Annotated in this window: 11 protein-coding genes and 1 rRNA gene; 1 reads left to right on the top strand and 11 read right to left on the bottom strand. The window is 66.9% G+C overall.

Features of this window, described 5'->3' with window-relative positions; genetic code table 11:
- The 10 genes from VGH54_RS00310 to VGH54_RS00265 form a co-directional block, all read right to left on the bottom strand.
- Nucleotides 1-1005, bottom strand: a 1005-nt coding sequence (locus VGH54_RS00310; protein WP_331509949.1) for a CTP synthase, incomplete at its 3' end; no start/stop codon positions are given.
- A gap of 136 nt (nt 1006-1141) precedes the next feature.
- The gene (locus tag VGH54_RS00305; protein WP_331509948.1) at nt 1142-2083 is read right to left on the bottom strand and encodes a copper transporter; all 942 of its coding nucleotides are present in this window, start codon (nt 2081-2083) and stop codon (nt 1142-1144) included.
- Nucleotides 2084-2095: 12 nt separating this feature from the next.
- Nucleotides 2096-3289, bottom strand: coding sequence for a putative cytokinetic ring protein SteA (steA, locus tag VGH54_RS00300; RefSeq protein ID WP_331509947.1), 1194 nt, complete (start codon nt 3287-3289; stop codon nt 2096-2098).
- A gap of 106 nt (nt 3290-3395) precedes the next feature.
- Nucleotides 3396-5168 carry a DNA repair protein RecN gene (recN, locus tag VGH54_RS00295; protein WP_331509946.1) on the bottom strand — a complete coding sequence of 591 codons (1773 nt, stop codon included), beginning with the start codon at nt 5166-5168 and terminating at the stop codon, nt 3396-3398.
- A gap of 2 nt (nt 5169-5170) precedes the next feature.
- Nucleotides 5171-6094: an NAD kinase gene (locus VGH54_RS00290; RefSeq protein WP_331509945.1), complete on the bottom strand. Its 924-nt coding sequence runs from the start codon at nt 6092-6094 to the stop codon at nt 5171-5173.
- Nucleotides 6091-6900, bottom strand: a complete 810-nt coding sequence (locus VGH54_RS00285) for a TlyA family RNA methyltransferase (protein WP_331509944.1) — start codon at nt 6898-6900, stop codon at nt 6091-6093. The genes VGH54_RS00290 and VGH54_RS00285 overlap by 4 nt, the downstream gene beginning before the upstream one ends.
- Before the next feature lie 7 nt (nt 6901-6907).
- A complete protein-coding gene (locus VGH54_RS00280; protein ID WP_331509943.1) occupies nt 6908-7084 on the bottom strand; it encodes a hypothetical protein in 177 nt (58 codons plus the stop codon).
- 21 nt (nt 7085-7105) lie between these two features.
- Nucleotides 7106-8110, bottom strand: a complete 1005-nt coding sequence (locus VGH54_RS00275; protein ID WP_331509950.1) for an HAD-IIA family hydrolase — start codon at nt 8108-8110, stop codon at nt 7106-7108.
- A 1-nt stretch (nt 8111) separates the two neighbouring features.
- Nucleotides 8112-8897, bottom strand: a complete 786-nt coding sequence (locus tag VGH54_RS00270; RefSeq protein ID WP_331509942.1) for a tetratricopeptide repeat protein — start codon at nt 8895-8897, stop codon at nt 8112-8114.
- Nucleotides 8898-8968: 71 nt separating this feature from the next.
- Nucleotides 8969-9421, bottom strand: coding sequence for an anthrone oxygenase family protein (locus VGH54_RS00265; protein WP_331509941.1), 453 nt, complete (start codon nt 9419-9421; stop codon nt 8969-8971).
- Between the two features lie 80 nt (nt 9422-9501).
- On the opposite strand from VGH54_RS00265, the gene VGH54_RS00260 reads away from it, so the two are divergent.
- A complete protein-coding gene (locus VGH54_RS00260) occupies nt 9502-10062 on the top strand; it encodes a TetR/AcrR family transcriptional regulator (RefSeq protein ID WP_331509940.1) in 561 nt (186 codons plus the stop codon).
- 199 nt (nt 10063-10261) lie between these two features.
- Here the strand turns inward: VGH54_RS00260 and rrf are convergent.
- A 5S ribosomal RNA gene (gene rrf / locus VGH54_RS00255) occupies nt 10262-10372 on the bottom strand.
- Nucleotide 10373: the final 1 nt, after the last annotated feature.

Here is a 10373-nt window from a genome sequence, read left to right as displayed (position 1 = left end):
CACCTTGGCTCGGTGCTTGAAGCCCGCCGCCCGTAACGCTTCGCTCACCGAGAGATAGGCGTCCGAGAGGTCGACGTACTTGCCCACCAAGGCAATTCGCACGGTCTCCTGCGGATCGTGCACTCGGCGCAGCAGGTCGTCCCATTCGGTCCAGTCGACGTCACGAAATGGCAGGTGGAGCCGGCGGACGACGTATGCGTCCAGCTCCTCGCGGTGCAACACCTTCGGGATGTCGTAGATGGAGGGCGCGTCGGGCGTGGAGATGATGCCGTCGATGTCCACGTCACACATCAGCGCGATCTTGTTCTTCAGCGGCTCAGGCACGTCGCGATCGCAGCGCAGGATCAACGCGTCCGGGGTGATACCGATGCTGCGCAGGGCGGCCACCGAGTGCTGAGTGGGCTTGGTTTTGAGTTCGCCCGACGGCGCCAGGTAGGGGATCAGCGACACGTGCAGGAAGAACACGTTCTCCCGGCCGATGTCGTGACGTACCTGCCGCGCCGCTTCGAGGAAGGGCTGCGACTCGATATCGCCGACGGTGCCGCCGATCTCGGTGATGACGACGTCGGGACGCCTACCGTCGGCGTCCGGTTCGGCCATGGCCAGGATGCGGCGCTTGATCTCGTCGGTGATGTGCGGGATGACCTGAACAGTGTCACCGAGGTATTCGCCGCGGCGCTCCTTGGCGATGACCGTCGAATAAACCTGTCCCGTAGTGACATTCGCCGAACCCGACAGATCGCGGTCGAGGAAGCGCTCGTAGTGGCCGACGTCGAGGTCGGTCTCGGCGCCGTCCTCGGTGACGAACACCTCGCCGTGCTGGAACGGGTTCATGGTGCCCGGGTCGACGTTGAGGTAGGGATCGAGCTTCTGCATCGTCACCTGCAGCCCGCGGGCGGTCAGCAACTGTCCGAGGCTGCTCGCGGTCAGTCCCTTACCGAGCGACGAGACGACCCCGCCGCTGACGAAGAGATGCTTGGTGGCGGTCTGCGGATGCTTACGCAATGTGGCGACCTCCGTGAAGACGGCGCAGGGCTAGCCTCTGGTGAGGGCTGTTTTCCAGCTTTGGGCCTGCCGACCCACGGAAACCCACCCTAACAAACACTCAGCCACCTCGTCGCTAACACGCCCGGCGGTGAGGCTACTGCGCGACGGTGAGCCCGGTATTGCGGTGTCCGGTGCCGTACTGGCCGGTCCGGCCACCGTTGATCAAGTCGGCGGCACCGAGCACGGCGGTGACGCGACCGGATTCGGCGTCGAGATCGTCGACAGTGCTGATCACCGGGGTCACCGTGGCGTCGGCGCGGGCCACTCCGACCGCTGCGGGACCGTCCGAGGAGCCGTCGCGTCCGGCCAGCACCACGCCCGACCCATGCGGTGCGAGCGCTGCGGCGAACCGGGCCACGCTGACGCCCTGGTTGCCGGCGTCGTTGCTCAGCGAGCCACCGGTGATGACCGCGGCGGCGTTCGCCGCGCCGACGTGCTGGTTCCCGTATCCGATGAAGCCGGTGTCACGCAGCGCGGCCAGCACGGTGTCGCGCTGTGCGTCGTCCACCGGCGGGACGGCGGGATCCCGGTTGATCAGCAGCGCGATACCCAGCAGATCGCCGGCTTGGGAACCTTGGTCGACCAATTTGGTGCCCAACTGGGCGCCGGCGGGGAGAACCGACGCGTTGACCACTGAGCGCAGCTTTTCCGCGGAGTTGGCGTCGACGAACTCCTGCGTCAACGACACGGTGCCGGTGACGGCTCCCCCGGCCTGTCCGACGATCTTCGACACCGCGTCGACGTCTTCGTCCTGGGCGTCGGGTGCGCGGAAGATCACCATCGACTTGCCGTTCATCGCGTCATGAACCATCCGGGCGGCCATCTGGGCGTCGAAAGCGTTCGCAGAAGCGAGCTTTCCGTTCAGAACGCGCTTCTCATCGTTGAGCGAGTTGACCTGGTTGTGCAGATTCCGGGTTTCGTCGCGCAATCCGGACGTCATCGTGTTGGACAGAAGCCCTGAGCCGAGCACGACGCCGACCGCCAGCGCAAGGAACACCGCGGCCAGCGAAATCGCGTGCTGACGTAGAGATATCACGTCGCCTCCGTCCTAGTGGATGAAGCGCTGCATCCAGATCCAGAAGTGATTCCAGTACTGCGCGATCCAGTGCAATACCACGGTGTCGGCGCGAGACACCCACAGCGCGGCGATCACCGAGAGCAGCATCGTCAAGATCAGCAGTGCGATCGCGCCACCGGAAATCCGGTTGTGATACAGCGTGGCAACAGCTTTGGCGTCCACGACCTTCTCCCCCACCCGCAATCTGGTCAGGAAGGTCGAGGGGTTGCTGTCCTGACGCGTCCGGTCGAAGAAGGTCTCGATGTTGGCGCGGTGGCCCACGGTCACCAGCAACGCGGCGCCGTGATGATCGGCCAACAGCAGCGCCAGGTCAGCCGGTGAACCCGCGGCGGGGAACGTCATCGCCCCGACACCGAGGTCCTGGATGCGTTCCAGACCTGGCGCGTGGCCGTCGGCGTCGGCGGGCAGCACGACCTGTGCTCCGCACTTGAGGACTTCAATGCTCAAGTTGCTCGGGTCGCCGACGATGAGTTGCGGGCGGTATCCGGCTTGGCGCAACACATCTGCGCCGGAGCCGACGCCGATCAGGACGGGCTGGTATTCCTTGATGAAGGGCTTGAGGCGCTTGAGGTCATCAGCGGCGTCGTCCTCGTCGGCGACCACGACGACGTGCCGGCGGCGCAGTTCGATGTCGACGTCGGGAATGCCGATCCCGTCGATCAACAGCGGGCTCTCGCTTCGGATGAACTCAATGGTGTTGCCGGCGAACGCTTCCAGGTGGGCGACCAGCCCACTTTTGGCTTCCTGCATCAGCTCGGCGATCTCTTCGTCGGTGCGCTCGGTGCCGCGGATCAGTCGGCGGTCCCCGGCGTATACGCCACCGTTGTAGAGGCGCACTTTCGAGCCGTCTTTGATCTTCTTGAAAACGTCGGTGCCGGTCTCGTCGATCAGGGTGACACCGTTGGCCAGCAGCACTTCGGGTCCCAGGTTCGGGTAGCGGCCCGACACCGACGGGGATGCGTTGATGACGGCGGCGATCTCGGCGTCGACGAGCGCATCGGCCGTGATCCGGTCCAGGTCGAGGATATCGAGGACGGCGATATCGCCGGGGCAGACCCGCCGCAGCAGCCGGTCGATGTCACGGTCGACCCGGGCAGTGCCGACGACGCCCGGCCGCGAGGTATTGCGGGACAACAATGAGGACAAGGTGGTGGTCACGCTCATGGAGGCGATTCTGTCGGTGAACCCGACCGCGAACGGGGAGGCGCGCCGTAACAAGGGCCTCAGAAGTTATATCTTGTCACATCTGTCACAATGTCAGATGCGGCTTTTAGGTCGCAATACGGTCACAGTCTGCGGCCTCCAACAGTTCGCGGGCGTGGGCACGCGCCGAATCCGAATCACCCAGCCCGGCCAGCATTCTCGCCAGTTCGGCAACCCGATCGTCGCCGCCGAGGCGGCGCACCCCGCTGGCGCCGTTTTTCCCGGTGCTATCGACCATGAGGTGGATGTCGGCGTAGGCCGCGACCTGCGGCAGATGCGTCACCACAATGACCTGCCGGTTGCGGGCCAACCGGGCCAGTCGTCGACCGATCTGCACTGCCGCCCGGCCTCCAACGCCCGCATCGACCTCGTCGAACACCATCGTCGTGCCCGTCATCGACGCCGCCAGTACCACCTCGAGGGCAAGCATCACCCGCGATAGCTCGCCGCCCGACGCGCTCTTGGCCAGCGGCAACACCGTCATGCCGCGATGTGCGGCGAAACCGAACTCGACCTGGTCGACGCCGTCACCACCGGCGTGGGCCTGGGTGCCGGAGGCAAGCGTCAGCGCTGCGGGATCGTCGGCAGCGGCCGGCATGGTCGACACCTCGATGGTGAATTCGGCTTCGGCCATCGCCAGCCCCGATAGCTCACTGGTGACTTGTTTGGCCAGCCGCTTGGCGGACTGGCTGCGTACCTTGCTGAGTTCGCTTGCCGCATTGGCTAATTGGAGTGCCAATTCGTCGACGCGACGCTGCAGACCGGCCAGCGCCGCTTCGGAAACATCCAAGTGCGCCAGCCGATCTCGCGCCTCGCCTGCCCACTGCAGCACACCGTCGATGTCGGCGGCGTATTTGCGGGTCAGCGTACGCAGCTCGGCCTGCCGTGCGAGCTTGGCGTCCAATGTGCTGGCGTCCGCAGGTAATTCGCCCAGGTAGCCACCGAGCTCACGCGCGGCGTCGCCGACGACCGTGAGCGCTTCCTCGAGCTGAGTGGCTAACGCACGCAGTGTCGCGTCTTCCGTCGACTCCAAGGCCGTCTTGGCCCGCGCCAAACTGTCCGCCGCCGACGCGGGCTGTCCGGTCGGGTCGGCGGAGGCGTCGTCACCCAGCCCGGACAGGGCGACGCGGGCCCCGGATGCCGCCTCGCGCAGCGCGTCCAGCTCCGAGAGCCGACGGATCTCGGCGATCAGCGCATCATCCTCGCCGGGTGCGGGATCGATGGTGTCGATCTCGTGCAGCGCGAACTTGAGCCGATCGGCCTCCTGCGCCAATTCGCGGGCCCGGTTGCTCCGGTCGACGAAATCGCGGCGCGCCGACTGCCATGCGTCCCGCAGTTTGCGATAGCGCTCCAGCCGGGTGCCGACGTCGGCGAAGCGGTCCAGCGCCCCGCGTTGCTCGTCGGGTCGCATCAGCCGCAACTGGTCGTTTTGCCCGTGCAGCGTCAGCAGTTCGGTGGTGAACCCGCTCAGCGATTTGGCAGGCACGCTGCGGCCGCCGAGGTACGCCCGCGACGGTCCGTCGCGGCTGACCGAGCGCAACGCGATGATGCTGCCGTCCTCGTCGCGTTCGGCCCCGGAGGCGTCCAGTAACTCGTCGAGCTGCGCCACCGCTTTCTCGTCGAGATCAGCAGTGCTGAATCGCCCTTCGACGACGGCCCGCTCGGCGCCCGAGCGCACCCGGGTGGCGTCGGCGCGGGCTCCACCGAGCAGGTGCAGGCTGGTGACGACCATGGTCTTGCCAGTACCGGTTTCCCCGGTCAAAACCGTTAGACCGCGGTCGAATTCGGCTGTCGCGACGCTGATAGCGCCCAACGACTCGATCCGAATTTCGGAAAGCACTGTTACCGTCCGCGCCAGCCGGTGACCGGCAGCCGGAACTTGCGCACCAGACGGTCGGTGAACGGCGCGCTGTCCAGCCGGGCCCATTTCACCGACACATCGCAACGCCGCACCTCCAGCCGTGCGCCGGCCGGCACCAGCATCTCGCGGCGACCGTCGCAGAACACCAAAGCGTCGTGACCGTCGCCCTCGATCTCGATGGCGATGCGGGCCTCTGGACTGGTCACCATCGGCCGGGCGAACAACGCGTGAGCGTTGTTGGGTACGACCAGCAAGGCTTCCAGGTCCGGCCACAGGATCGGCCCGCCCGCGGAGAACGCGTAGGCCGTTGATCCGGTGGGCGTTGACACCAGCACCCCGTCGCAGCCGAACGTCGACACCGGCCGCCCGTCGACTTCGAGGACCACGCCGAGCACCCCTAGCCGCGGCCCTTTTTCCAGGCTTGCCTCGTTGAGCGCCCATCCATGCGAGACGACCTCGCCCTTGAGCCGGACCGCGATGTCCAGCGTCAACCGTTCTTCGGTGCGATAGCTGCGCGCCACCACGTGCTCGAGCACACTGTCGATCGCCTCGGTCTCGGCTTCGGCCAGGAATCCAATGCGGCCCAGGTTGATACCCAGCACCGGGACGTCGGCGTTACGCGCGAGCTCCGCGGCCCGAAGAAAGGTTCCGTCGCCGCCGAGGCCCACGACCAGTTCGCATCCCTCGGCGGCGTCAGGGTCGGCGTCGACGACCTCGATGTCGACGCCGAGTGCGCGCATATCGGCCGGAGCCAGCTGCGACGGGCCGCGATCGACCGCTTCAGCGGACAATACCCGCAGGCCAATGTTGTTGTCGTTCAACACTTTCTCTACCCGACGAGCAGTCTCGGTAGCTTCCTCGCGTCCGGTGTGCACCACCAGCAGCACAGTACGTTCATGCGTCATCTCGGACCGACCTCAATTGCGTCGCGGACCGCACATTCCAGCTCATCAGCAGACAAACCCCGATCGGTTTCGGCGCGCAGCCATAGGAAGTATTCAACGTTGCCTGATGGGCCCGGGAGCGGGCTCGGCGTGACCCCGACGGTCTGCCAGCCGAGCTCGCCGGCACGACGCGCGACGGAGAGCACAGCACCCGCCCGTAGCTCCGAACGGTGCACCACCCCACCGGCTCCCACCTGACCTTTACCCACCTCGAACTGCGGCTTCACCATGGGAACGATATCCGCGTCGGGCGAGGCGCATCCAGTCAGCGCGGGCAATACTGTCGTCAGCGATATGAACGACAGGTCAGCCACGATCGCCTCGACCGGGCCGCCGGTGAGGTCAGGCGTGAGCTCTCGCGCATTGGTCCGCTCGACGACCACCACACGGGGGTCTGATCGAAGCGACCAGGCCAGCTGGCCGTAGCCGACGTCGACGGCGACGACTTCACGGGCGCCGCGATCCAGCAGGACTTCAGTGAATCCGCCCGTCGAGGCACCCGCGTCCAAGCAACGTCGACCCTCCACACCGATACCGAAGGCGTCCAGCGCACCAATGAGTTTGTGCGCGCCACGAGACACCCAGCCGCGTTCCGCCTCGCCGATGACCTTCAGCGCAGCTGTCGCCGCAACGGCGGTGCCCGGCTTGACCGCGGGCATCCCGTCGATGCTGACCTTGCCGGCGCCGATCAACTCCGCGGCCTGCTGACGGGAGCGAGCCAGTCCTCGACGGACCAGCTCGGCATCAACACGGGTACGCCGCGGCACGGCGAACTCAGGCCTTCTCCGCCGACTCCAGAGCCTGCACCAGCATGTCGTGCGCCTCAGAAAGCCGGCGCGCAAGGTCTTCTAGATCGGCTTCGGTAGGCAGGTTCTCGGAGTTCGCCGGATCGGGCAGCTCGGCGAGCAGGGCGTCGATCCATGCGCGAATCTCGTGTGGGTCGGTACTCATCGCTGTTCTACGCTATCGGATTTAGGTCAGGGACCACCGTTGCAGGGCGTCATGGGCGGTGTTGTCGCCGGCTTTGATGGTGACGGTCGGTCCGTCGAGGCCGCTTGACCACACCGCGTTCGCGACGGCGCGAACAATCGAGAGTCCGTCGCCCGCGTCGTCATTGGCTGCGCTGCTGACCGTTATCGAAGCGTCCCGGGTGTCGATGTGCCAGGCCGATTGCTCCGCCACCGCGAGTGCGTCCGCATCTTCGTGGAGCGACCGGAGGTCGTGACCGATGAATGTCGCGCGCTGTTCGCGGATGGCGTGGACCGCGTCGCGCGCGGAATTGACACCGGTGAGCACCATCAGGCTCGGCAGCCCGGCTGCGTTGGCGCCGGCGATATCGGTGTTCAACCGGTCACCGACTACGAGTGGCGTCTGAAAGTCACCGCGCGCCAACGCATCGAGCAACAACGTCGGTGCCGGCTTGCCCGCGACCTGCGGCTCGGCGTCGGTAGCTGCTTTCAACGCGGCCACCATGGAACCGTTGCCGGGCAGCAGACCACGTTCGGTCGGCAGCGTGGCGTCGACATTGGCCGCGACCCACAGCGCGCCGGCCCGAATGGCCAGCGCCGCCTCGGCGAGGATGGCCCACCCGGTTTCCGGAGAGTGGCCTTGGACCACGGCGTCCGGCTGGTCGTCATAGCTGCGCACCGGCCGCAGACCGACGGCCGTGATCTCGGCAGCCAGCGACTCGGTGCCCACGACCAGCACCCGAGACCCGGGCTCCAGCTGGTCGGCCAGAACGTGGGCGGCGCTCTGCGCGCTGGTGACGACATCGTCGGCGGTGGCCGGGAGGCCGATATCGTGCAGATGGCCGGCGACCTGGTCCGCGCTACGCGACGCATTGTTGGTGACGAATAGTTTTCTGCCCGCGGCCTTTTCCAGCGACTCGGACGCGCCGTCGGTCAGCTCATGGCCGCGGAATACCGTCCCGTCCAAGTCGAGAAGCAGGCAATCATGTTCCTGCGCAAGCGTTCCCACGTCAGCCGAGCTCGCTGACTCGGTCCTCAGCATCGGTGACTCCCTCGACGTCGGCCTCGGCGGCGTGCAGGAACCACTGCAGTGCCTCCTCTGGACGGTCGAGCGCCAGCAGGGTATCCGCGTAGGCATAGAACAGCCGGGCCGTGGTCGTGCCGGTCTGCGCCGGGTCCAGTTGCGGAGTGGACAGGACGGTCAGCGCCTGCTCGAGCTGACCGAGGTCGGCGCGCGCACCGGCGGCGACGATGCGCATCTCGTCGGCTTCGCCGCCGGTGAGCTTGGCCGCCTCGGGCCCGCGGGCCAGCTCGAGCGCCCGTTCCGGCCGACCGAGGCCGCGTTCGCAGTCGGCTATCAGCGGAAGCAGCGGTGACTTGCTGCCCATCCTGCGCGCCGCCCGCAGCTCTGAGATGGCCTGCGACCAGTCACCGCACTGGTAGGCCGCGATTCCGACGGCTTCCCGCACGGCCGCGATGCGGCCGGAGCGCGCCCGCGCGGCGCGGGCATGGCTGAGGGCAGCTTCGGGGTCTTCGTCGATCAGCTCCCCGGCCGCGACCAGATGGCGGGCCACGGCGTCGGCGTTGGCCCGGTCCAAAGTGCTGAGTTCGCGGCGAACTTCGGGTGCCAGTTGCTTGGCTTCGATCTCGGGCGGTATCCGGGGCCCCCGGTCATCTTCGTTAGCTCCATGTTGGGGCTGTGCCCTGCGAGCACGACCGGGACCCGTAGTAGAGGCCTGGTCGCGTGGCGGTCGCTTCGGTCGTCGTGCCCAGTCGCCGTGCGTGTCGTCGCCCACTCGTACCCTTCACACCGAATTTCATCAGTACTTCCCGACAAAGGATACGGGTCGCGTGCGTTCTTTCCTGTTCAGGCGACTGTCCCGGCGACGAGCGTCAGTACGAATCCCGCGACGATGATCGCCACCCGCGCGTAGTGCAGCCGGTCCCAGCGTTGGTGTTGCTCGCGCCAGTCGGCGGGGTGATGGTCAGCTGTCCAGGTAGCGGAGCGGTTTGCGATCGGGACGAGCAGGGTGACCGACATGACGACGCTCACGACGAGCAGGGCCGCAGCCGCGATGGCCGCGTCACCGGCCGGCCCGCCCCATTTAGCGGCGGCCAGCCAGGCCGTGAGGAGCAGGGACCCGATGTACCAGAACGGCATCACGCGGCCGAGCACCCGGGAGCCATCGGCGCTGGCCTCAATCCAGGACCCGACGGGCAGCCGCCGCAGGATCGGGCCGACGAAGACCGCGACGGCGAACTCGACGCCAACCATGACGCCGACGACGGTTGCGGTGATGACAGCGAGCGTGGTGAGCATGACACCCCTTTTCTAGCGGTGCTATATTTCTAGCAGTGCTAACCTAGGTTATCGCGAGCCAGAACGCAAGGGGAGGAACCATGGCGAGGGCGGGTACCCGCGCGCAGCGAATCGCCGGGCGCAGGCAGCAGATCCTCGACGCGGCCCGGGGCATAGCCGAGGCCGACGGGTGGACGGCTGTCACGTCACGGCGTCTTGCCGACGCGATCGGGTACACGCAGCCCGTGCTCTACGGTCACTTCCCGGGCGGGAAGACCGAGATCATGCGCACGGTGGCGCTCGCGGGCTTCGCGGAACTGGCCGCGGCGACACAGGCGGCGATGGGAGGCAAGACAGGTCCGCAGGCGGTTGCAGCGGTCGCGGACGTGTACCTGGACTTCGCCGCGACGCATCCGTCGCTTTACGAGGCGATGTTCCGGCTGCCGATCGATGCGCGCTTTGCGCAAGACGACGCGGAGACCGAACTGCGTTCCGGCTTCAACGCGCTTGGCGCCGCACTCGGCACTGACGACGACGGAACTGCGACCGAACTGCTCTGGAGCGCCTTGCACGGCATGAGCCTGCTAGAACGCGCCGGCCGGATGCGCAAAGAGCACCGGCCCAACCGGATAGCCGAACTCGCGGCCCGCTTCGCCAACTGACCCAAGGCCCGGTCTTCGGCCCCGGCCGACGCCTGCGATGGGTCGCGTGCGTTCTTTGCTGCTACCGCATGGCGTCGGCCAACCGGTCGATCTGATCGAGTGACGCGACGGTCGGCTGGTTGCCATCGTGGTTGGTGGTTGGGTGTGGATATGCCCGTGCCCCCCAGGGGTTTTGGGGGGCACGGGGCTTGTTGTGTGTGTTCGGCGGTGTCCTACTTTTCCACCCGGGTGGGTAGTATCATCGGCGCTGGCAGGCTTAGCTTCCGGGTTCGGGATGGGTCCGGGCGTTTCCCTGTCGCTGTGGCCGCCGT

The sequence above is a fragment of the Mycobacterium sp. genome (assembly GCF_036488105.1).
Classification (GTDB): domain Bacteria; phylum Actinomycetota; class Actinomycetes; order Mycobacteriales; family Mycobacteriaceae; genus Mycobacterium.
Note: the sequence above shows the minus strand (reverse complement) of the source record. Positions and strands in the feature narration are given on the sequence as shown.

Bases quoted from the DNA above. Each gene is read 5' to 3' on its own strand.
- steA (WP_331509947.1), bottom strand. From the start codon at position 3,289: ATGAGCGTGACCACCACCTTGTCCTCATTGTTGTCCCGCAATACCTCG.
- VGH54_RS00290 (WP_331509945.1), bottom strand. From the start codon at position 6,094: ATGACGCATGAACGTACTGTGCTGCTGGTGGTGCACACCGGACGCGAG.
- VGH54_RS00280 (WP_331509943.1), bottom strand. From the start codon at position 7,084: ATGAGTACCGACCCACACGAGATTCGCGCATGGATCGACGCCCTGCTC.
- VGH54_RS00265 (WP_331509941.1), bottom strand. From the start codon at position 9,421: ATGCTCACCACGCTCGCTGTCATCACCGCAACCGTCGTCGGCGTCATG.
- VGH54_RS00260 (WP_331509940.1), top strand. From the start codon at position 9,502: ATGGCGAGGGCGGGTACCCGCGCGCAGCGAATCGCCGGGCGCAGGCAG.